This window comes from Bacillus cihuensis (assembly GCF_000504145.1).
Taxonomy (GTDB): Bacteria; Bacillota; Bacilli; order Bacillales; family DSM-1321; genus Peribacillus; species Peribacillus huizhouensis.
The window spans coordinates 2,388,429-2,410,397 of record NZ_KI632495.1; the positions used below are offsets into that span (position 1 = coordinate 2,388,429).

22 protein-coding genes are annotated in these 21,969 nt (G+C 38.4%); 4 read left to right on the plus strand and 18 right to left on the minus strand.

Going from position 1 to position 21,969, the window contains the following annotated elements; all coding sequences use genetic code 11:
- Positions 1-508: 508 nt before the first annotated feature.
- The 15 genes from V179_RS0117190 to V179_RS0117265 all read right to left on the minus strand — a co-directional run bounded on the left by V179_RS0117190 (position 509) and on the right by V179_RS0117265 (position 15,482).
- Positions 509-1,468 carry an LCP family protein gene (locus V179_RS0117190; protein WP_028392581.1) on the minus strand — a complete coding sequence of 320 codons (960 nt, stop codon included), beginning with the start codon at positions 1,466-1,468 and terminating at the stop codon, positions 509-511.
- 137 nt (positions 1,469-1,605) lie between these two features.
- Complete coding sequence (locus tag V179_RS0117195; RefSeq protein ID WP_028392582.1) at positions 1,606-2,250, minus strand: helix-turn-helix domain-containing protein; 645 nt, start codon at positions 2,248-2,250, stop codon at positions 1,606-1,608.
- 306 nt (positions 2,251-2,556) lie between these two features.
- A complete protein-coding gene (gene rodA, locus V179_RS0117200) occupies positions 2,557-3,717 on the minus strand; it encodes a rod shape-determining protein RodA (protein ID WP_028392583.1) in 1,161 nt (386 codons plus the stop codon).
- Between the two features lie 789 nt (positions 3,718-4,506).
- Positions 4,507-5,139, minus strand: coding sequence for a sporulation membrane protein YtaF (gene ytaF, locus V179_RS0117205; protein ID WP_028392584.1), 633 nt, complete (start codon positions 5,137-5,139; stop codon positions 4,507-4,509).
- A 911-nt stretch (positions 5,140-6,050) separates the two neighbouring features.
- Entirely contained in the window at positions 6,051-7,379 is a 1,329-nt protein-coding gene (locus tag V179_RS0117215) for an LLM class flavin-dependent oxidoreductase (protein WP_028392585.1), read from the minus strand.
- Between the two features lie 37 nt (positions 7,380-7,416).
- Positions 7,417-8,199: an aliphatic sulfonate ABC transporter permease SsuC gene (gene ssuC / locus V179_RS0117220; RefSeq protein WP_028392586.1), complete on the minus strand. Its 783-nt coding sequence runs from the start codon at positions 8,197-8,199 to the stop codon at positions 7,417-7,419.
- 30 nt (positions 8,200-8,229) lie between these two features.
- The gene (locus tag V179_RS0117225) at positions 8,230-9,204 is read right to left on the minus strand and encodes an aliphatic sulfonate ABC transporter substrate-binding protein (protein ID WP_034301311.1); all 975 of its coding nucleotides are present in this window, start codon (positions 9,202-9,204) and stop codon (positions 8,230-8,232) included.
- A gap of 62 nt (positions 9,205-9,266) precedes the next feature.
- On the minus strand, positions 9,267-10,385 hold the full coding sequence (locus V179_RS0117230; protein WP_028392588.1) for an LLM class flavin-dependent oxidoreductase: 1,119 nt from the start codon (positions 10,383-10,385) through the stop codon (positions 9,267-9,269).
- 14 nt (positions 10,386-10,399) lie between these two features.
- Positions 10,400-11,182 carry an ATP-binding cassette domain-containing protein gene (locus tag V179_RS0117235; protein ID WP_028392589.1) on the minus strand — a complete coding sequence of 261 codons (783 nt, stop codon included), beginning with the start codon at positions 11,180-11,182 and terminating at the stop codon, positions 10,400-10,402.
- 39 nt (positions 11,183-11,221) lie between these two features.
- Entirely contained in the window at positions 11,222-11,605 is a 384-nt protein-coding gene (locus tag V179_RS0117240; RefSeq protein WP_028392590.1) for a hypothetical protein, read from the minus strand.
- Between the two features lie 144 nt (positions 11,606-11,749).
- Positions 11,750-12,652 carry a LysR family transcriptional regulator gene (locus V179_RS0117245; RefSeq protein WP_028392591.1) on the minus strand — a complete coding sequence of 301 codons (903 nt, stop codon included), beginning with the start codon at positions 12,650-12,652 and terminating at the stop codon, positions 11,750-11,752.
- 77 nt (positions 12,653-12,729) lie between these two features.
- The gene (locus tag V179_RS0117250) at positions 12,730-14,031 is read right to left on the minus strand and encodes an O-acetylhomoserine aminocarboxypropyltransferase/cysteine synthase family protein (protein ID WP_028392592.1); all 1,302 of its coding nucleotides are present in this window, start codon (positions 14,029-14,031) and stop codon (positions 12,730-12,732) included.
- Between the two features lie 376 nt (positions 14,032-14,407).
- Complete coding sequence (locus V179_RS0117255) at positions 14,408-14,977, minus strand: manganese catalase family protein (protein WP_028392593.1); 570 nt, start codon at positions 14,975-14,977, stop codon at positions 14,408-14,410.
- A gap of 21 nt (positions 14,978-14,998) precedes the next feature.
- Positions 14,999-15,259 (minus strand): spore coat protein CotJB, encoded by a 261-nt coding sequence (locus tag V179_RS0117260; RefSeq protein WP_028392594.1) that lies wholly within the window; start codon positions 15,257-15,259, stop codon positions 14,999-15,001.
- The gene (locus tag V179_RS0117265) at positions 15,252-15,482 is read right to left on the minus strand and encodes a spore coat associated protein CotJA (RefSeq protein ID WP_028392595.1); all 231 of its coding nucleotides are present in this window, start codon (positions 15,480-15,482) and stop codon (positions 15,252-15,254) included. Before V179_RS0117265 ends, V179_RS0117260 begins: the two co-directional genes overlap by 8 nt.
- A gap of 663 nt (positions 15,483-16,145) precedes the next feature.
- On the opposite strand from V179_RS0117265, the gene V179_RS0117270 reads away from it, so the two are divergent.
- The 3 genes from V179_RS0117270 to V179_RS0117280 all read left to right on the plus strand — a co-directional run bounded on the left by V179_RS0117270 (position 16,146) and on the right by V179_RS0117280 (position 18,300).
- Positions 16,146-17,093, plus strand: coding sequence for a TIGR01212 family radical SAM protein (locus tag V179_RS0117270; protein WP_028392596.1), 948 nt, complete (start codon positions 16,146-16,148; stop codon positions 17,091-17,093).
- 112 nt (positions 17,094-17,205) lie between these two features.
- Positions 17,206-17,781, plus strand: a complete 576-nt coding sequence (locus V179_RS0117275; RefSeq protein ID WP_028392597.1) for a class I SAM-dependent methyltransferase — start codon at positions 17,206-17,208, stop codon at positions 17,779-17,781.
- Between the two features lie 243 nt (positions 17,782-18,024).
- Positions 18,025-18,300, plus strand: coding sequence for a DUF2500 domain-containing protein (locus V179_RS0117280; RefSeq protein ID WP_326929549.1), 276 nt, complete (start codon positions 18,025-18,027; stop codon positions 18,298-18,300).
- Positions 18,301-18,373: 73 nt separating this feature from the next.
- Here V179_RS0117280 and V179_RS0117285 read toward each other — a convergent pair whose 3' ends face one another.
- Both V179_RS0117285 and V179_RS0117290 read right to left on the minus strand, forming a co-directional pair.
- Positions 18,374-18,874, minus strand: a complete 501-nt coding sequence (locus V179_RS0117285) for a cupin domain-containing protein (protein ID WP_028392599.1) — start codon at positions 18,872-18,874, stop codon at positions 18,374-18,376.
- An 80-nt stretch (positions 18,875-18,954) separates the two neighbouring features.
- Positions 18,955-19,758 carry an alpha/beta hydrolase gene (locus V179_RS0117290; RefSeq protein ID WP_028392600.1) on the minus strand — a complete coding sequence of 268 codons (804 nt, stop codon included), beginning with the start codon at positions 19,756-19,758 and terminating at the stop codon, positions 18,955-18,957.
- Between the two features lie 229 nt (positions 19,759-19,987).
- On the opposite strand from V179_RS0117290, the gene V179_RS0117295 reads away from it, so the two are divergent.
- Positions 19,988-20,509, plus strand: coding sequence for a gamma carbonic anhydrase (locus tag V179_RS0117295; protein WP_028392601.1), 522 nt, complete (start codon positions 19,988-19,990; stop codon positions 20,507-20,509).
- A 258-nt stretch (positions 20,510-20,767) separates the two neighbouring features.
- Here V179_RS0117295 and metK read toward each other — a convergent pair whose 3' ends face one another.
- Entirely contained in the window at positions 20,768-21,964 is a 1,197-nt protein-coding gene (metK, locus tag V179_RS0117300; RefSeq protein ID WP_028392602.1) for a methionine adenosyltransferase, read from the minus strand.
- Between the last annotated feature and the right edge of the window lie 5 nt (positions 21,965-21,969).

Genomic DNA, 21,969 nt, shown 5'->3' on the forward strand with positions numbered 1-21,969 from the left:
TTTATCTTCCAAAATAAAGTGCCACGCCTTTCTGAAGCCACCATATAAAGTATCTTATAAGCGGTCAAATAGTTTATTGAACTGCTTTATCACCTACATAAATAGGATTTTTGTTAATGATTAATTATCCTTTATGAGATGCGTGAAAAATAACATGTGCGAATTTCTCTCAACTTCCAAAACCAAGAGTTTTCCATCCTAAAAGTCCTAACTTATCTATGGAATCAAGTGTTCAAGTCGGAATTTAGTCTTTATGAACTCCTTGGTTAGTAACCAGTAACACCCCTTGTTACTATTAATTCCCCCCCTTAGATCCCATTTACCATCAATTTTCTTGATCTCCACAACACCGTAAAAATATGTATATAAAAAAGAATCTTAAATGGAATTCTCTTTTTGCCTCTTCAACAATTTTTATTGAGTAACCCATATTATTCCTTGAAATACAAAAGTCTGACCCACGATTCCTTAGCGAACTAACGCTATGAAATTAGACAAACTTACTACTCTATTCTTTTTTTTCTTGACTAGTGGGCCTTTCATTGTCCTGTGACAAAAACGCTTTTAAAGCTTGTCTGTTTTTCTCATAATCAATTTTTAGAACGGATCCTACGTTAACCCGTTCATTAACATAAGAATCTTTAATAGGTATTCTTAAGCTTTCCATTTGTTTAGAATTCCCTGCAATCAAACCTTTCCCCATTGCAAGAATGGTTCCTATATCTACATTTGTATCAATGTACGGATCCGCAACTCCAAGTATCTTTGGCAGGTTCACAACACTTTGCATAGAGGCTGCCTGTTCCTTAATCTTAGACAACGCTTCTTGTTGCCTTTCCACTCGCCCAAAATCACTTAAGCGATCTTGACGAAAACGAACATATCCTAGCAATTCCTTACCATGCAAAATTTGTTTACCTGGATGTAATGTCATTCCAATTCCATATGACATTTCATATGGAATCTCAACCTCTATCCCGTCAGGTGCGATAATATCTACAATTTTCGAAAAGCCGTTAAAATCAACAACAGCATAATAATTAATATCAACATCAAAATTTTGCTTAATCGTTTGTCTTACAAGTTCTGGCCCGCCAAACGCAAAAGCGGCATTCATTTTTTGCTTGCCGTGATTTGGAATATCAACATACGTGTCTCTCATTATAGATGCGATTTTCAAACTATGAGATTTTTGATTATAGTGAGCAATCATTAACGCATCAGAACGCGCTTGTTCATCACCTCTGGCGTCAGATCCTATTAACAGAATATTAATTTCACCAAATTGCGGCTCCTTCCCTTGAAACGGATCAAACATTGTTCCATCATTCTTATACATCCCATCGCTCGCCTCAGATAATCCTTTATTATACTGATAAACACAATAAAGGATCACGATGATTAATAACGAAATCAACAGAAAAAGGTTTCTTTTCCATTTATTTTTAGTCCTATTTCTTTTCTTCATATATAAAATCACCATTCACTTAAATTAAATCTTTTACCTAAAAAAGTTGTTCAAAATTAACCTTTTTAGTAGATTCGGGTTATTTTTCAAACTAAATTGTTAGAACTGCATGTTAAACAAATTAGATATGTTACCCCTCATTTTTTTATCGATAGTGCATTTGTTACAAGTTGTACAGCGATTGCGTCGTCTAAATAACCAATCGGAAATATATAATCCGGAATAACATCTACGGACAAAATGAAATATAGAAGTGCACTTCCAATTATGACGAGTTCACCCGGAGTCCCCTTCATCATTCTGAATTTCTCATACATATTCTTCAAATGATTAATAAACGGACCTATGCTCCCAACTTTCTGAAGCTTCTCTTCAAAGCTATTAAGAATCGTTTCTTTCCCTTCTTCCGTTTGTGTATATTGTTCATAATTAGCTAATTTCTGTTCCACACTTGTGATTGTAAAATTATTAATATTTATATCAGAGGATTCGAGAAATTTTTGAATGCTGTCAACAGAAATATGGATATCTGAATCTAGCTTTTCCTGCCTCTGCTCAATATCATAACCTGCAGCTACAAATAGCTCAGTGATTGGCACATTAAGGATGTCTGCAAATTTTCGTAAATGTTCGGGAGTTGCTTTTCGCTTACCATTTATGATCCTTGAGATTGTAGCTGTATCGATTTCAGTGAGCTCACTAAGTTTCCGCATTGATAATGAACGTTCCTTTAATAATTCTTTTAGCACATACCCTAGATTACTTTTTTTTCCTTCAGTCATACTCTCTCGTCCTTTCTCGAATTTATTAAATTCTTATAGTTATAATGAACTAAACATACTCCTTATTAACATTCACTGTATTTCTGTATTGAACTTAAATATTCTTTATAAATAACCTAAGTTGTGGAGATGTAGGTACTACAAACAGTAACAGCTCTTGGAAGTTGCAAAGCTTCCTATAACAGAATCCTTATATAACTATTAAACTCTAATCAATATATGGTGACTTTGACAAATAGACAATGAAAAATGTAAATCTTTTTAAAAATTTTACGAATAGTATGGATGGGTCTTTACTCAGATGACTTACATACTTCCATCCCTGCTGAACATATATTTTTTTGATCGTATATTTACACTTAATACTAATCCTAAAGCAATCATATTCGTTAATAGCGCACTTCCTCCATAACTCAAAAACGGTAGGGCTATTCCAGTAATCGGCATTAAACCGATGGTCATTGAAATGTTTTGAAAGATTTGAAAAGTGATTAACCCAATAACCCCAGCACATATGTATGAACCAAACACATGATTCGATTGTAAAGCAATAACGGTGATTCGATAAATCAGAATAAAGTACAAACTTATTAAGATAGCGGAGCCAATAAAACCAAATTCCTCGCCAATGACAGAGAAAATAAAATCCGTATGTGCTTCGGGTACCCTTCCGCTCTGGACTTGTGTTCCCTGATTAAATCCACTCCCTGCCATACGTCCTGATCCAATTCCTAAAATGGCTTGAGTTAGTTGATATCCATAGCTTGAAGCAAATTCTTGTGGGCTTAGCCAACCATAGATTCTCTCCAATTGATGGGGCTTAATAACTTTTGAAAAAACGTCAAAAAAGTGGTTGTGTAAATAGACAAGAAACGCAATTAAAGCCGTAAAACAAGAAGCTAAGAGAGCAATCATTTTGAATGATATTCCTGAAGCAAGAATTAAACTGAAAGCGATGGCAGCAATGACGAGTGCTGAACCTAGATCGGGCTGTACCAATATTAAATAGAAAGGAATTATCGTGAGCATAACAATTTTTATTGTCGTTAGAATACTCTCTGTGAAGGATAGCCCTCGATTTGCAAACCGATGTAAAATGGTTGCTAAATAGATAAGTAAAAACACTTTCATAAACTCTGACGGCTGTAGCTCAAAAAAGCCAAAGCTAATCCATCTAGTAGCTCCGTTTTTAAACGTTCCGAAAAAGTGAACGAGAATCAATAAACTAATCCCTACAAAATACAAAGGGGCAGCCAATTTTTCTAGTAATTCAAAATCAAATTTCGCTACCACCACCATTACCACTGTACCAACGAAATACCAAATCACTTGTCTTTTTACAAAATAAAAAGGGTCATGTGTTTCATATTGGCCTGATCCACTGTACACAGCTAGTAAGCTATAAATAAATATACAGAATAAAGTAAATAACAATAAATAATCAAGCTGTTGTTCATTTTTTTTCAATAAATTTTCACCACTCCTACGATATATTAAATCGACTCTTCACCATTTGTTTTCAAGGAAGTATTTCCATTTTTCATATGGACTGGTTGACCAAATTGTTAAGTGAGCGTTGATACTAGAGTATCGTTTTGGGATGTGGTCTCACATAAATTATTGGTTAATTCTTTTCATCAAATTCCTTTTGGGTAGTAAAAGCCAGCTTTTCTTCAGACATACTCCATCGTCCTTACTATTATTTATTAATCGATACGTAATACTGAATACACACTATAATAATTCACAATTTGTACGGAGCGATTGAATTTAAATTGTTTATGTAACCCAACGAAGGGGGGTTGATAAATAATAATTACAAGCAGTAACAGAATTGTTTACCAAAGCTATTGAAAAAAATTGTACAGTGTCCCTTTAGAAAAATACGTGTTAATAGGAAATATACATTCGTGTTGACTTTTTGTCAACATTAGAATTATGTTGTCAAAAGCATTTATTCAATATTATAAATGCCCATTTTAACTTGAATGCTGTATTGACATATAGCTCATTTGAATCATTTATATACGTCTATAGTGACTTTAAGTGTGTTGGTTGTAAGTAACTCTCATTGAATTACACAAAGTTTTTGAACTTATTTTTTACAAGGCAGACGTATAGAAAAATGTTTATCAATTCCTCTTAGCATACTGTACATCTATTTGTAAAAGAGCATGTGAGTTTATTGATCACTCTACCTCTCTGACACTAAGACATTTTTTAAACTTCACAGACCCTGTTAAACATTTGTCTTCACTAAAAAAAGGCTGTAAAAGCAAGCACCAAGATAATGATTCCACTCAAGACCGTTCCAAATTGACCTAATGTAAATGAACCAATTCGGACATCCGCTAATTTATATCCTAGCTTGACCCCTACCCAAACGCTTATGAAGCTGCCAATTGCAGCTGTTAAGGAAATGGCAAGCGGTGAAAATCCAAGTAATCCTGCACCTAATCCATTCGTCAGTGCATTTGCTGATAATGCAATACCTAGAATCACAGCCTCCCCCCAACCAATATCACCAGACTGATCGCAATCGGCTACTTCAGGGTTTTTAAGAATGCTTTTTATACTTTGGGACTGTTTATTTGGCTCAGAAGCTACCGCTGATGCTCCTTTATTACGTGGTGTCGCCAATAGAATGATTCGAACACCAATAATAACTAATAAAAGCGCTCCTATAATGACTGGGAACATACCTGGAAGGATTTTTGAGAGCCACATTCCAAAGGTAATTCCCGCTATACTCATGAGAAAACAAATCATAGCTATTAATAAGTTTGCACCGAACCCTACTCGAATCTTTCGAATTCCATAAGAAATTCCGACTCCTAAGTTATCTATACTTGATGAAACGGCAAATGCCATAATGATTAGCCAAGACATAGTAAAAACACCCCTTATTTTTTTACATTATATTGTTTCTATTGACGAAAATTGCCTGTACGATTTAAAACTGTTGATAAAAAATCAACAGTTGGTAAAAACCCGTAAAGGAGTGAATATCATCGAAAAAAGAAAAATGTAAAATATCGGTACCTTAATTACAACATTGTTAAAGGCATGCTCACTTTCTATTAATAAATAAATAACAGAAGGACGACCGTCATAGGCCGTCCTTCTTTAAATTAAAGCTGATTATTAAATGAAGATTACTGACTATAAAACCATGTTTAAGGTGAATTGGTTTCATTCTCTTGGTTCGTCCAGATAATAAAAAAGGAGCTGTTGATTGGCTCCTGGGATTTAAGTCATGCATCCGTAATATTATTTATTAAGGTTAATCTCAGCAAAGTCCACCATGCTCATGATGGTACAGGTATCCACCATATCCCACACCGTAGCCATAATTTCCAACGATTTGTCTATCCATTTTATATCTCCTCCCTAAATTGCTTCAAATTAGGGAATGTGACCATGTTCAATGAGGAGTAGAGATTTGCCTATTTGTAACTGGATTTATGCACTTTTCAAAAGCAAATCATATTTCCAGGTTCTAGCCTAGTCTATCAATCACTTTTTTATTTAGTATATTCTACCTAATGGATAGGAAATCCTCCCAAGCTCTCCTGCCGCTTTAGTGCAATAAGAATAAGAAAACCCTGTATTATCAATACAGGATTTGATCAAACTCTTTTCAAAGTTATCAATCATTATTATTAACAACCAGACTTTGTTATAATTTATCAAACTTTATTTTTACATCCACACTTCATTGAATTGTGTATTCACCATCCTGTACAAAGAGAATCCGAGCTTCTATAACGTTAATAGCCAGCAGCATATGAAAGCCATAACTATACTCTGATCTGCCATTTATCATATCGGGCCTTAGGTTCAGGCAAACCGAGATTTTCTCGTAATGTTTTACCTTCATACTCCGTTCTAAATAAATCTCTTTGCTGTAATACTGGGATAACTAATTCTACAAAATCAGCGAGGCTGTTCGGGAAGCTTGGCAGCATAAGATTAAAACCATCGGCTCCTTTATTCGCAACCCATTCCTCTAGCTGATCAGCAATTCCTTCCGGGTCGCCAAAGATGATTCGATGTCCTCTAGACCCAGCAACATGCTTGTAAAGTTCCCTAATTGTAAGTTTCTCTCTTTTCGCGAGATTGATTAGCAGTTCTCGCCGGCTCCGATTTCCATTCGTTTCGGGGATATTTTCTGGTAATGGCTGGTCTAATGGATAACCAGAAAGATCAAATCCGCCCAAGTATTCAGATAGAAGATCTAGCCCAACTTCAGGGACGATTAATTCCTGAAGCTTCTGATATTTTTCTCTAGCTTCCTGTTCTGTGTGACCGACAAAAGGGGACAGACCCGGCATAATTTTTACATCATCTGGTGATCTACCGTACTCGATTACTTTTTCTTTTACCTTTTTATAAAACGCTTGTGCCTCTTCTAACGTTTGTTGAGCTGTAAAAATAACATCCGCTGTTTGTGCCGCTAAGTTGATTCCTTCTTCAGATGACCCTGCCTGGATAATAACCGGTCGTCCTTGAGGTGTTCGGGAAGCATTTAACGGCCCCTTTACAGAAAAATAGTTCCCTTGATGATGGAGGGCATGTAATTTATCTGGATCAAAGTAGACACCTGATGCCTTATCCCTGACAAGCGCATCTTCTTCCCAACTATCCCAGAGTCCTTTAACAACCTCGACAAATTCTTTGGCACGATCATAACGAAGCCCGTGACTTAAATGGCTTTGTTGATTAAAATTACTTGCTTCTGTTTGATAATAAGAGGTTACAACATTCCATGCAGACCGTCCGTGGCTTAAATGATCGAGTGAAGCAAATTTCCGTGCTATATGAAACGGTTCATTATAGGTCGTCGTGGCAGTTGCGGCCAAGCCAATATGTGTGGTAACTACAGAAAGCGCCGCTAACAAAGTAAACGGTTCGAATCTTACAAGTTCAGCCGGATGGGATAAGCCGTTAAAGGATAGCCCATCACTTAAGAAAAGCATATCCAACTTTCCACTTTCTGCAATCTTAGCAATCTCTTGATAATGTAGGAAATCTTCACTGGCATCCGCTTGAACATCGGGATGTCTCCATGATGCAATATGATGGCCGGGTCCCATAAGAAATACACCTAATTTTATGTTCTGCCCCATTACCAACTCTCCTTTACTTGTGACACTTCCATATTTTTTATTTTTTCCGATAAACTGGATTCCATTTTAGTAAATATCTTTCAAGTAGTTTAGCCAATGAATCGGCAAGTTTACCAAGCAATGCGTACAAAACAATAGCTAATACCACAATATCTAATTGCATAAATTCCCGAGCATTCATGGCCATATAACCAATCCCAGAACTTGCAGCAACCGTTTCAGCTACAATTAAGGTTAACCACATAACTCCTAAGGCATAGCGCAAACCTACCAAAATAGAAGGTAATGCTCCTTTAAAAATAATCTTTGAAAATAACTTCCACTTTGAAAGACTATACACTTTCCCCATCTCGATTAACCCTCTATCAACAGAGCGAATCCCATGATAAGTATTAATATAAATCGGGAAAAACACACCGATTATCACTAGGAAAATCTTAGCCTCTTCGCCAACTCCAAACCATAGAATAACTATCGGTATTAAAGCTAAGTGTGGAATGTTTCTGAGCATCTGAATCGTCGCATCTAAATACCGTTCTGCAACTGGAAAAATACCATTCAAAAGCCCCAAAAACAAGCCAATTCCACCACCGATCATGAAGCCAATAAATGCACGTGTAAAACTTACGCCAATATTTCCCGCCAACTCTCCATTTGCTGAGAGTTGAATTCCAGCTGCTATTACCTCAATGGGCGTCGGCAATACTTTTGAAGAAATCCAGCCGGCACTGGATAACCATTGCCATAGTACTAATAATAAAAATGGCAGGAGCCAAGGAGTCGCTTTATCATATGATTTTGCCCAATTTTTCTTTTTCATTTCCTACTCCTTCCCCACGTAAGTCTTCCTTCATTTCTTCTTATCTGGATCCCATACATGTTCTGCGATTTTAACTTCTTGATCGATTAGTTTAAGTTTCAATAAATCATCGGCTTCGGCCTGTAAATCGTTAACTGCTTGTTGATCCATAAAATGGACATCAGATTTTTTTCTACCTAACACCTTTTCCCATGTTGCATGTGGAATATTCGTTTCTTTTTCTAATAATGTAGCTGCTTCGGTTGGGTTTTCATTTATTCCATTTCCTGTATCCGCAATATGTTGGACGATTTTCTCGACGATTTCTGGATTTTTTTCAGCAAGCTTGGAACTGCTAAAATAAAACGATCTGTATGGAACAATTCCTTCGGCATCTTGTAAAATAATATTGCCTTTACTTTCAGAGACCGTCATATAAGGATCCCATACGACCCAAGCATCTACTTGCCCTTGTTCAAATGCAATACTTGCATCAGGCGGATTCAAATGTACCTGCTCAATATCATCCATTGTTAAGCCAACCGATTCCAAAGCTTGATTTAATAAATATTGGGCGATTGAAGCTTTATTAAAAGCAACTTTTTTTCCTTTAAGATCCTTTAACGATTTAATCGAAGAGTCCTTACTAACCAAAATTCCCTCCGTATTAGGTGAAGACGGTTCGCTGGCAATATATTTGAACTCACTGCCTTTAGAAAGGGCAAAGATCGAAGGAATATCGCCCGCTCCTGCAATGTCAATACTGCCAGCATTCAATGCTTCTAGTATCGAAGATCCTGTGTTAAATTCGGACCATGTTACTTTATAACCAGACTCCTCTAAATCCTTTTCCAATTGTTTTTTTTGTTTCAGCATTAAAGTCGTGCCATTCTTTTGGTAGCCGATTCGAAGTTCCTTACTCGTTGCATTTGATCCAGTAGCTTTTCCGCATGCCGTTAATAACAGCACGGCAATCATCAGGCTGATGAACAAATAAGATCTTTTTCCTAGTTTTATATGTTTCATTTAGATTCTCCAATCATTGGTAAGATTCTTAGTAATCTTTCACTTTTCGCAAACAAACAGTTTTATATCGGCTGTTTTTGAGCTAGTCTTGCCCGCACTCTCGGTATAACCAATTCTCCCACTTGTTCAATCGTTTCTAGATGAGGAAAGCCTCTTAAAAGTACTTTATCAAAACCAAGATCAACAAACTCGACGATTCGATCCGCTACTTGATCTGGGGTCCCAACAAGTGCAATTGAATTGCCAGAAAGAACTTGGGTTAACCCCGCCCACAAATTCGGACCAATTTTGAATTGATTATCTTTCCCGCTTTTCATCAATTGATGAAGCCGTTTAACGCCTTCAGAATCTCCGTTCGCACTTTGTTCATTTTTATGTTCCAAAACTTTAGGAGCTATTTTGCTAATCAGTTTGTTTGCGTTCTCCCACGCTTCTTCTTCTGTGTTCCCGAGTACAACTTGAAAGGATACACTGTAACTTAATTCTCGTTGTTTCCTTGCTGTTAATTCCTTTATTTCATCGATCCGTTTCTTCGTATTTTCATACGTTTCTCCCCACATCATATAGACGTCGGATTCTTCAGCTGCAACTTGTTTGCCGATTTCTGAAGCTCCTCCAAAATAAATTTGCGGTGTTTGTGCCGGTTTTGGAAATAGCGAGGCATTCTCCAACTGATAAAATTCACCTTCGTAATCAAAATAATCTTCGGTAAATAATTTTTTCAAGACTTGGATGAATTCTCTTGTACGCCTATATCTCGTATCATGATCTAAGAAATCACCATCACTAGCTAAATCTTTAGGGGAACCCCCTGTTACGATATTGATCAAAGCTCTGCCGCCTGACCAATAATCAACGGTCGCAAACTGTTTCGCAAATGTGGCAGGTGCTGTAAAACCTGGGCGAACAGCAAATAAAAATTTTAAACGTTCTGTATGTGCAATAAGGTTGGAGGCAACGACCAAAGAATCAAGGCAATTTCCCCCAGTGGGCAGCAGTAATGATGAAAAGCCGCCTTTTTCAGCTGCCAGAGCTATTGCCTTTATATATTCCAATGTAGGGAGCCGTTCCGCACTTTCATCCGTTCCTGTCCAACTATCCATTCTTTGGGAATTAACATTTGAATTGCCAACATACTGTCCGTCTCCTGAAGTCGGAGCCATTGTAATAAATTCAACCATAAAAAATCCCTCCTTTATTCATTGGCGACTCTTTTTAATTGTGTGGAATCTTTTTTACCGACCTTCTTACCTAAAACTTCTGCCAGAACTTTTTCTTCCAATTCAGCAAAGACAGCACTGGAACGATTACGAGGACGAGGCAGCGGAACTTGAATGTCCATATGCACCTTTCCTTTTTCAATAAGTACGACACGATCCGCTAACATAATGGCTTCACTAACATCATGTGTAACTAAAAGTGCCGTGAATTTTTTCTGTTGCCATAGGTCTGTAATGAGTTCTTGCATGTCAATTCTTGTTAACGCATCTAAAGCACCCAATGGTTCATCTAGCAATAACAATCTTGGCTGTGCAGCCAAAGCCCTCGCTAAAGCAATCCGTTGTTTTTGTCCGCCAGATAAGATGGAAGGCCAATCATTTGCACGTTCCTCCAACCCCACTTGTTGCAATGCTTTCTTCGCTTGTTCTTTCCAATTCTTTTTCAACCCAATTCCTATCCCAACATTCGTTAAAACCGTTTCCCAGGGTAATAAGCGTGCATCTTGGAACATGATTCTGGCTGTTTGGTTCAATCCATTAATTCGGTGATGATCTTGTTTGATTTCTCCTGCACTCACTGCTTCTAACCCAGCAACATGCCTAAGCAATGTACTTTTGCCACAACCGCTCTTTCCAACGATTGCAACAAATTCACCAGGCTGGATTTCTAAATGAATGTCTCGTAAAACCTCTATATCGCCAAATGATTTTTCTAAATGTTGGATACTTATGTGAACCCCATTTTTCTCTACACTCATGTTATTCACCCCGTAACGATTTCATTTTTTAGCTCTTGACTATATTTCGTTTTTTACTGGTACATAACTCGGAGCAATTTCATCTGCTGGAAGGGCATCCTGCACCTTTACTAGTTGATGGACTAATAACTTTTGAAACGTTTCAAATTTAACGTTTGCTGTTAAATGATAGAATTTCACCTTATCCGCTTGAGCTTTCTTATAGGATAATTCACAAAACGTTTGAGGCGGTGCGACAAATGCGATTACTCCTTTTTCCTCAGCAAATTGTAAAACCGCTCCCCTTCGTCCTTCTTTTACATCAATGGCGGGATTTCTGAAATCCTCGTAATGTGCAGTTTCTGTATCATAAATTCGTATCACCGTTCCATCTATAAATGGGACAATCGCTTCCTCCAAATCAATTACAGCAGCGACTAACATAAAAGTTCCCCTCTCCGAATCTTATTCTTAATCCTTAGTTAACTTATATGATTAATATATTTTTAACTATAACGCAGTTCATAATTTTTGTATAATTGAAAAAATTGAAGAGAAAATTCAAAAATAATGAATAAGCAAGTTTAGCTACTCGGTTAGACTGTTTACAGGCTTTTTTAATCCTTGGTGGAGTAATTCTAATAAATACTCCATAGCTTTTCCTTGATAAGATCGCTCCTCATTTCTCATGATCCCGACTGTTAATCCCTTATCAAAATCCATAATTGGCTTAATGACGGTCCCTTCCAATAAAGGTGTTATCGCAATAACTGGGACAACCGCTATCCCAAAATCCGTTTGAACGAAGTGTTTTAATGCCAACATATTACTCACTTCTATTCCGTAGTTCGGATTAATACCAGCTTCTATCAGTTGCTTTTCTAAATTCTTCCGAAAAGGACAGAATGATGAGGTCGCCAATAACTGTTCATTTTCTAAATCCTTCAAACAAATCGTTTCCTTTTCGCTTAGATAATGAGAACTCGGTGTCAGAAGAGCTACTTCTTCTGTAAAAAGCGGCTCAAATATTGTACCTAATGCCTGCTCCGGTGCTGTGCATATCGCTAAATCCACTTCGTCCTTTTTTACCATTTCGCTTAAAATCTTTACACTATGTATTTGAATACTTAATTGAATTTTTGGGAATTTATTCTTAAACGGAGGTAAGATTTGCGGAAATCGAAAACTAGCTGTGGGTTCCATCACACCGATTCTGATTATGCCTGACTCCCCATTAACTAGGTCTTCCATTGCTCTCTGGAGATTTTCAAATCCTTTTAATAGGAGATCTCCTTTCTCATTTAATAACTTGCCTGCTTCGGTGAGCTGCAGATTTTTCCCTCTTTCAAGCAGAGTAACTCCTAAAGCTGATTCGAGGTTTTTGATCTGAGTTGTAACAGTGGATTGAGCATATTTTAATTCCTCTGCTGCTCGTTGGAAGCTTCCGTATTTCACAATCGTTTGAAACGTTTTAATCGTCCTTAAATCCATTGTTGCTTTCCCTCCTCACGGCTTTAAAAAAATAGCAGATTGCCCTGTATTAACAAAACAATCCACTATCTCTTTTCTTAATTAACTTGTTTTTCTCTACTTGCCTGCAGGGCCTGATTTATATCGGCAATAATATCATCCACATCTTCCAAACCAATCGATAAGCGAATTTGCTCCGGGGTTACACCAGAATCAAGCTGTTCATCCGGTGACAATCTTGAATGAGTCGTGCTTGCAGGATGGATGACAAGCGTTTTTGAATCACCAATATTAGCAACATGCGACAAAAGCTTTACAGAGTTAATAAACGCCTTAGCTGATGTTAGACCGCCTTTTATTCCAAACGTGAAAATAGATCCGGCGCCTTTAGGTAGATAAGTGTTGGCTAGTTCGTATTGCGGATCATCTTTAAGCGTCGGATAATTCACCCATTCAACTTGCTCATGCCGTGATAAATACTCGGCAACTTTTTCAGCATTTTTCACATGCTGTTTCACGCGTAAAGATAATGATTCTAGTCCTTGAATAAATAACCAGCTATTGAAAGGAGATAAAGAGGAACCTAGATCATGGCCAAGTTCAAATCGTGCTTTAGAAATAAATGCTCGCTCCTTTCCAAGCTCCACAAAAGAATGATGATTCAAACTAGCTTGCCTTTTTGTAAACTCTGGAAATTTACCGTTATCCCATGGAAATTTCCCTGAGTCTACAATAGCTCCCCCAATCGATGTACCATGACCACCGATAAATTTAGTTATTGAATGAACGACAATATCAGCGCCAAACTCAATCGGCCTTGTTAAATAAGGCGTCGTAAATGTATTATCAACGACTAGTGGCACACCATGTTCATGAGCGATTCTACTAAGAACTTTCAAATCAGCAATTTGCAATCCTGGGTTCCCAATCGTTTCTGTAAATATAGCTTTTGTTTTTTCATTTATCGCTTCCGCAACTGCATGAAAATCCGTTCCATCTACAAACCGAACGGTAACTCCAAAGCGCGGCAATGTTTTCGAGAACAAATTATAAGTTCCCCCATATAAAGCATTGGTCGCAACGATTTCGTCACCAGATTTTGCAACTGTTAATAACGCAATGGAAATAGCCGCTTGTCCAGAGGAGACTGCAAATGCCCCGACACCGCCTTCTAATTGCGCTAATCTTTTTTCCAATACTGCATTCGTTGGATTGGCGTTCCTCGAATAGATGTACCCTTCTTCCTGCATTTGAAAAAGCGATGCAGCATGATCGGTATCATCAAATGCGTAAGACGTAGTTTGATAGATTGGTACCGCTCTTGAACGTGAAACAGGATCAATCTCTTGTCCTCCATGTAGTGCAATCGTATCGAATTTCAATTCATTTTCATTTGTCATCTCATCTTCCCCTTTTTCTTTAATGGATTTGGATTTTATCCCCTATTAACGGGCAGTACAATTCCTCTGAATGAAGTTTCACTTTATTTCATTACTTGCTGTAAGAAGAACTTTTGTTACCCCTTAAACCTAACGATAGCTAGATTCGACATAGTGCTCACAATAGATTTTTTCTTATTCATAAAATAATAAGCACGATTAAATTATTCACATTGGATTAGTTGGTATTAAAATTGATTTAACTATACTTTCTATTCCTAATATTGTCAATATCATTCAACTATAGAAATTTTGTATCTAACTAGATTCGTTCAGAACTAAACACCCATTTCATCAAAAAAACGACCTTCCTAATTGCGGAAGAATCGTCTTTTTCCTAAAAAAACTTCTGGCGATCTCTTTCGTCTTTCAGTATTTCTACCGCTTCTCTAAACCGCTGGGAATGTACAATCTCTCTTTCCCTCAAATAACGTAAAGAGTCATTCAAATCTGGGTCATCAGACATATCGATAATCCATTGGTAAGTAGCTCTTGCCTTCTCTTCTGCTGCAATATCTTCATAAAGATCAGCAATTGGGTCTCCTTTTGCCTGAAAATAAGTAGCAGAAAAAGGAACACCTGCTGAGTTATTATAGAATAGTGCGCTATCATGTTGTACATAATGTTCCCCAAGACCTGCTTCCTTTAATTGTTGAGGTGTCGCATCCTTCGTTAGTTTATAAATCATCGTTGCAATCATTTCAAGATGGGCAAATTCCTCTGTACCAATGTCTGTTAACAGTCCAATAACTTTATCAGGAATCGTATACCGTTGATTTAAGTAGCGGAGGGCAGCGGCAAGCTCACCATCTGCCCCTCCATATTGCTCCACTAAATACTTAGCAAGTGTTGGGTTACACGTACTTACTTTCACTGGATATTGTAGTTTTTTTTCATAAATCCACAAGATTTCCCCACCTCTTTCTGCTTAAACTTGCCATGGCCAAGGACCACTCCATTCCCAATAATCCTGCCGATTATTCACACTTCCTTTTTGCAAAGGACCATAACACTCTTCAAATTTCTGTTTAATTTGTTTGCTGTATAGGGCAAAGTGATTATATTGTTGGATGGCATTCTGGTCAGTGGGATGTGTATCTAGGTATAGCACCAATTCATCAATGACAAAATCAATGGCTTGGATCTCTTCCAATTGCTGATAATACTCAATCGGCATCGTATTAGCCATGTCCGCTATCTCCTCCCCGCCTATAAGGATTGTCATAGTAATCGTAGAACACCTTCCAAAGCGTCCCTTTTCTCAAAGCCTCTTGCGGAGTGAACTGTTCAAGATTTGGTGGCTGAAATCCTAAATACAAATTAGGCGGAGTACTGTAATACTTTTTTCCGATTGGTGGACAAGGATCGAATAAGCCACGAAAAGGAACATATGATTTCATCGGAGTAAACATCTCTCGTTGTTGATCCATTTCTACACCTCACATTTTTTACTCTATTGAATATATGCACGGTATGAAACAGATATCACGATAAAGTGAAACTACGAACCCGATCAATGAATCACAGACTAAGTACGCCACATCCTGCGGCAACGTCTGTGTGACCCACATCCTGTGGGCCTCAACTAAACCTCTGCTCACGCATCGGCAAGTTCCACTGTATCTCACCAAGCCGGCTTTTACGGGCAGTTCCCTCCCACCTAAGCTTCCTCTAAGCCTAGAGGTGGAGGTTATACTGCCCGTTAATGCGGGATAAAAAGAAGTGGAGAGATGAATTGCATGAAAAACCACAATATTACTAGTTTCAGGTTATTTTTATCTATGCCATTTTCTAAGTAATTTTGGTACAAAACTAATATGTCGTTAAAGCGTCACCATTTATCATGAATGATCAATCAAGCAGTACAATATACTCACCAAATCATAATGGTGGCGGTGTGAAGCTGGATTTAGTGACATTCTATAATAAACTAAGTAGTGGTTATATTAATAAGTCGCGAAGCCCCGCCCTCATGTCCTTCATACAAAAATACATCACTACACCATTTCCTCTTTTCGAAACGCTTGACTGTAGTATAATAATCAAGCAAAGCTTAGCTTTAGGAGGTTTTTGATTTGAATCAAACAAAGCCGTTTATGTATGCGATGGACAATAAACGATATCATACTTGGAATTATCATTTGCGAAAGCATTTTGGACATAAAGTTTTTAAAGTAGCACTGGATGGCGGTTTTGACTGCCCGAACCGTGATGGCACAGTGGCACATGGTGGCTGCACATTTTGTAGTGCTGCTGGTTCAGGTGATTTTGCTGGAGATCGAGTTGAGCCGTTGGATGTTCAATTTAAGAAAATCAGTGAAAAAATGCATCAAAAATGGAAAAACGGAAAATATATGGCCTACTTCCAAGCGTATACAAACACTCACGCCCCTGTTTCTGAATTACGGGCAAAATACGAAAGCGTACTAAGTCAGGATGGTGTAGTTGGATTATCGATCGCGACCCGACCTGACTGTCTTCCTGACGATGTTGTCGACTATTTGGCTGAGCTGAACGAACGAACTTATTTATGGGTCGAGCTTGGGCTGCAAACCGTCCATGAACGAACAGCGTTACTCATTAACCGTGCTCACGACTACAAAATGTATCAAGAAGGCGTTGCCAAGCTTAGAAAACATGGGATCCGCGTTTGTACACACATTATTAACGGTCTACCACTCGAAAACTATGACATGATGATGGAAACAGCTCGTGAAGTAGCGAAATTGGACGTTCAAGGAATCAAGATTCACCTACTTCATCTACTAAAAGGAACGCCAATGGTCAAGCAATATGAAAAAGGGATGCTCGAATTTTTAACACAAGAAGATTATGTGAACCTTGTTGTCGATCAATTGGAGATCATCCCCCCTGAAATGATTGTTCACCGAATTACTGGTGACGGTCCGATCGATTTGATGATCGGACCAATGTGGAGCGTAAATAAATGGGATGTGTTGAATTCAATTGATGCAGAGCTAAGAAAACGGGACAGCTGGCAAGGGAAATTTTATCAAATCTGATTTGAAGCATAAATCTTAAATTCGACGCGTATTTTTCGATTTTGACGAAAATGAGGTATTACTGCCCGCTAATTTAAGATAAATTTAACAATGACACTGGAAGTGAAAAACGATGATACTTATGAAAATTCTTCCCTTCGCTCGGTTTCTGCTTGAGAAGACAATTGAGCCGGGTGACATTGCAATAGATGGGACTTGTGGCAATGGACATGATACAGCATATCTGGCACAACTCGTTGGTGAAACTGGACATGTGTATGGTTTCGATATTCAACCGGAAGCAATAGCAAATACGAAAGAAAAATTACAAACGGAAAATCTGCTGCAGCAATGTACGCTTTTTTATACTGGGCATGAGCATATAAAAGCCAATGTGCCAGAGCACAAATTTGGTCAAGTGAAAGCTGCCATTTTCAATTTAGGGTATCTTCCAGGTGGCGACAAGTCCATCGTCACCAGTGCTGATACAACCATTGCTGCGATTGAACAGCTACTTGAGATCATGGCACCCAACGGAATCATCGTTCTTGTCATCTACCATGGTCACACAGAAGGTGCAATCGAACGTAATGCCTTGCTCGATTATGCCACGTCGCTACCCCAGGACGAAGCTCATGTTCTACAATACGGTTTCATCAATCAGTTGAATAAGCCGCCGTTTATTGTTGCTATTGAAAAAAGAAAGTAAAATCTTAAAATATAGAGTACCTTAAAGTGCCAGACCTCACACTCTAATGTTGTGTAAGGTCTGGCACTTTATTTATAGGAAATTTCCTTATTTCTGAAACTGCTACCAATCGCCATCGTATATATAAAATAATACTAAAGGGGCGAGCACCATGTATGGAGCACAAAGTGATTTTCTGTTCGAAATCGCACCTATTTTTTTATCATAGTTTTTGTCATTATTTTCGGAATTATAATCATTGCGATGATTAAGGGGATTTCAACTTGGAGCAGCAATAATGATGCTCCTAGATTAACGGTCCCAGCTAGAGTTGTTGCCAAAAGAACTAGTATACACGGCGGAGGGGAAACGAGGGCCTATAATCATTATTACATTACATTTGAAGTTGATAGTGGCGACGATCGAATGGAATTCCAGATAATGGACTTCGAATATGGCCAATTAACTGAAGGGGATTCTGGTGATTTACACTTTCAAGGGACAAGATATCTCGGGTTTACCCGAAAAAGGGAAAACTAAATAAACGGAGTCAATACGAACGAGATTGGTTTAAAACGAGATTGGCTCGTTTTAAACCAATCTCGTTCACATCTTATTCAGGTAACTCTTCATAAGCAAGTTTCTTAATGATTTGTTCATGACTAGGATAATCTGCTAGTAATTCACGCTGGGTGAATAACTCAAAATCCTGATAGTCGAACCCAGGGGAGACCATGCAACTTACTAATGAATAATCTGCAGTTTCAGCTACATCCGACCCAAATATAGCTCCCTTTGGAACAACAGCTTGCAAAACTTCTCCTTGTTCCACATTAAGTCCGAGCTTCACTTTTTCATATTCACCATTTGGATGAATGATATGTATATTCAATGGGTCTCCAGTATGGAAATACCATACTTCATCCGATTGTAAACGATGGAAATGAGAAGGATTTCCTGCACGGAGTAAGAAATAAATGCTCGTGTAATACGGTCTCTTTTTAGAAGTTTCCGTGACTATTTCTTTCTCTGAGCGAAGCAATTCTTTAAAATATCCCCCTTCTTTATGAGGAATCATCGCTAAGTTCTCGATCCAAAATTCTGCGTTTTTCATGTGCTGCTACTCCTGACTCTTCTTATTCTTTTATTTTTACATTTCAATATGGTTGCCAAAAAAGGAGGGTGATCCTTTCGTCAGAGGACATACCCGAGCGTCTTTAATCTCGTTTCCACAAAACCTAGCGCATATTGAAATACATCATCGCGTTCCGGCTCATTAAATATTTCATGATATAAATGTGGCCATTCTTTGTATTGTTTTTCACTGCAAAGATTATAATTAAACCATTCGCGAACCGGGCGTTTATCGACAACGAGGTCATCGCCTCCCTGCATCAACAACAAGGGAATATCCTGAAATTCAGGGATATCTTCAAAAGCTTCTTTCATGTTTTTCGTAAGCTCACGATACCACCTAACCGAAACCTTCGTTACGTATAAAGAATCGTTTAAATCCGACTCCCTTACTTCTTCATTTCTTGTGACAAGCTCAGGGGTTAAACCTGAGTCCACTCTGAACGTCGGATACGTCACATTCAATCCTAACGAAATCGCAGTCATTAGCTTAGATGGGTGTTTCACTAACCCTAAACAAGGGGATGAAAGAATAACCCCTGCTAAATCCAACTCTTCTTGCTGGAGTAGTCTAATTGCAATTAAACCACCCATACTATGACCAAGTAAAAAAACCGGGAGGGAATATTGATATGCTTCCTCGATCCATTTTTTTACTTCAAGTAAATATTGATCAAAGGATTGAATATGTCCTCTATATGCACGAGTTGTCATACCCTGCCCTGGAAGATCTCCCATAATCACATGGTAACCGGCGGACCGCCACATTTGTGATAGCCATTTATAGCGTCCGTGATGCTCCATAGCACCATGAACGATGACGATGACTCCTTTTGGGGTAACGTCTGCCTCCCATTTCCACATATGAAAATCTCCTCCTACTATTCCTCAAGATGCTAAATCTTTATTTACACTTTGCTATTCTTTATTTTATCCCGGATTATCAGGCTATAATACTATTTACAAAAATTGTTCGTACACGGATTAAGACTTCAGTCTAATTATCGCATAAAGATTGAATCTATTATAACGAAATACCTCGAACTATTGTATAGTAAAAATAACGAAACGGAAAGGATATGATGGATTAATGATTCTTTACGCCTATAAAGGAAAAAAACCAGAAATTGCACCGAGTGCCTACCTCGCTGATAACGCTGTCGTAACGGGCGATGTCATGATTGGCGAGGAAACAACAATCTGGTTCAATTCTGTTATTCGCGGCGATGTAGCGCCAACCATTATTGGTAACAAAGTGAACATTCAAGATAACAGCGTTCTTCATCAAAGCCCAAACAACCCGCTCATTATTGAAGATGAAGTGACTGTTGGTCATCAAGTCACCCTACATAGTTGCAAACTACGCAAAGGAGCGCTTATCGGGATGGGGTCAATCATTCTGGACGAAGCAGAAATCGGCGAGGGAGCATTTATCGGTGCTGGAAGCCTCGTGCCACAGGGGAAAGTTATTCCACCCCATACACTCGCTTTCGGGCGCCCCGCTAAAGTCGTGCGGGAACTGAACGATGCAGATCGGGAAGACATGAAACGCATCGTCCGCGAATACGCGGAAAAAGGGCAGTACTACAAGAATGAGAAACAAATTCTAGATTGATCTTATTAAAAGGGTGCGTCTGACCTCACATTCTATTCATCGCATATTATGTTCAAGTGCTTTTAGATGTGAGATCTAACTTTCACCCTTTTACACATATTTATTCTTAAATTGACTCGCTCCTCACAATTAGAAAATCGCTATACGCATTTACACGCTCTCCTAGTCTCTTCTATAATAACTCATACCTCCCAGTATTTCTTAGTAAATTATCCAAAAAAAAGAAAACCACAATGTGGATTCCTCTTTTTTTGGATATTATTGAGCTTGTTCTTTCAATGTTGCTGCTTTGTCTGTGCGTTCCCAAGGAAGATCAACGTCTGTACGGCCGAAATGTCCATAAGCCGCTGTTTGTTTGTAAATTGGGCGACGTAAGTCAAGCATATTGATAATACCAGCTGGACGTAGGTCGAAGTTAGCACGCACCAAGTCAACTAATACCTCTTCGCTCACTTTTCCAGTTCCAAATGTATCAATTGCGATTGACACTGGTTGCGCTACACCAATTGCATACGCCAATTGCACTTCTGCTTTATCAGCAAGTCCTGCAGCTACGATGTTTTTCGCAACATAACGAGCAGCATAGGCTGCAGAGCGGTCAACTTTTGTTGCATCCTTACCAGAGAATGCGCCACCGCCGTGACGTGCATACCCGCCGTATGTGTCAACGATAATTTTACGTCCTGTAAGACCAGCATCACCTTGTGGTCCACCGATAACAAAGCGACCCGTTGGGTTAATGAAGTACTTCGTATCAGCATCGATTAATTCAGCAGGAACGACTGCTTTGATTACATGTTCTTTTAAGTCTGCTTGAATTTGTTCTAATGTTGTTTCTTCATCATGTTGTGTTGAAATAACGATTGTATCAACACGAACCGGTTGATTGTTCTCATCATATTCGATCGTTACTTGTGTTTTTCCATCTGGACGTAAGTAAGCTAGTGTGCCATCTTTACGAACAGCAGTCAAACGGTGAGAAAGTTTGTGTGCCAATGAAATCGGAAGTGGCATAAGCTCTTCTGTTTCATTACAAGCAAATCCGAACATTAAACCTTGGTCCCCTGCACCGATTGCTTCGATTTCAGCATCGCTCATTGTACCTTCACGTGCTTCAAGCGCTTGGTCAACACCTAAAGCGATATCTGCTGATTGCTCATCAATTGAACTTAAAACAGCACATGTCTCAGCATCGAAACCAAATTTTGCACGAGTATAGCCAATTCCTGCAATTGTTTCACGAACGATTTTCGGGATATCTACATATGCAGATGTTGTAATTTCACCAGCTACTAATACAAGACCAGTAGTTACTGAAGTTTCACATGCAACACGCGCATTAGCATCCTTTTCAAGAATAGCATCTAAAATTGAATCTGAAATCTGATCACAAATCTTATCCGGATGGCCTTCTGTAACAGACTCAGAAGTAAAAAGACGACGTTTTGTTGACATCTTAA

Excerpts from the sequence above, each read along its gene's own strand:
- V179_RS0117190 (WP_028392581.1), bottom strand. The coding sequence starts at position 1,468 with ATGAAGAAAAGAAATAGGACTAAAAATAAATGGAAAAGAAACCTTTTT.
- V179_RS0117195 (WP_028392582.1), bottom strand. The coding sequence starts at position 2,250 with ATGACTGAAGGAAAAAAAAGTAATCTAGGGTATGTGCTAAAAGAATTA.
- ytaF (WP_028392584.1), bottom strand. The coding sequence starts at position 5,139 with ATGTCTTGGCTAATCATTATGGCATTTGCCGTTTCATCAAGTATAGAT.
- V179_RS0117215 (WP_028392585.1), bottom strand. The coding sequence starts at position 7,379 with ATGGGGCAGAACATAAAATTAGGTGTATTTCTTATGGGACCCGGCCAT.
- ssuC (WP_028392586.1), bottom strand. The coding sequence starts at position 8,199 with ATGAAAAAGAAAAATTGGGCAAAATCATATGATAAAGCGACTCCTTGG.
- V179_RS0117225 (WP_034301311.1), bottom strand. The coding sequence starts at position 9,204 with ATGAAACATATAAAACTAGGAAAAAGATCTTATTTGTTCATCAGCCTG.
- V179_RS0117230 (WP_028392588.1), bottom strand. The coding sequence starts at position 10,385 with ATGGTTGAATTTATTACAATGGCTCCGACTTCAGGAGACGGACAGTAT.
- V179_RS0117235 (WP_028392589.1), bottom strand. The coding sequence starts at position 11,182 with ATGAGTGTAGAGAAAAATGGGGTTCACATAAGTATCCAACATTTAGAA.
- V179_RS0117240 (WP_028392590.1), bottom strand. The coding sequence starts at position 11,605 with ATGTTAGTCGCTGCTGTAATTGATTTGGAGGAAGCGATTGTCCCATTT.
- V179_RS0117245 (WP_028392591.1), bottom strand. The coding sequence starts at position 12,652 with ATGGATTTAAGGACGATTAAAACGTTTCAAACGATTGTGAAATACGGA.
- V179_RS0117250 (WP_028392592.1), bottom strand. The coding sequence starts at position 14,031 with ATGACAAATGAAAATGAATTGAAATTCGATACGATTGCACTACATGGA.
- V179_RS0117260 (WP_028392594.1), bottom strand. The coding sequence starts at position 15,259 with ATGGCTAATACGATGCCGATTGAGTATTATCAGCAATTGGAAGAGATC.
- V179_RS0117265 (WP_028392595.1), bottom strand. The coding sequence starts at position 15,482 with ATGTTTACTCCGATGAAATCATATGTTCCTTTTCGTGGCTTATTCGAT.
- V179_RS0117275 (WP_028392597.1), top strand. The coding sequence starts at position 17,206 with ATGATACTTATGAAAATTCTTCCCTTCGCTCGGTTTCTGCTTGAGAAG.
- V179_RS0117280 (WP_326929549.1), top strand. The coding sequence starts at position 18,025 with ATGATTAAGGGGATTTCAACTTGGAGCAGCAATAATGATGCTCCTAGA.
- V179_RS0117285 (WP_028392599.1), bottom strand. The coding sequence starts at position 18,874 with ATGAAAAACGCAGAATTTTGGATCGAGAACTTAGCGATGATTCCTCAT.
- V179_RS0117290 (WP_028392600.1), bottom strand. The coding sequence starts at position 19,758 with ATGTGGAAATGGGAGGCAGACGTTACCCCAAAAGGAGTCATCGTCATC.
- metK (WP_028392602.1), bottom strand. The coding sequence starts at position 21,964 with ATGTCAACAAAACGTCGTCTTTTTACTTCTGAGTCTGTTACAGAAGGC.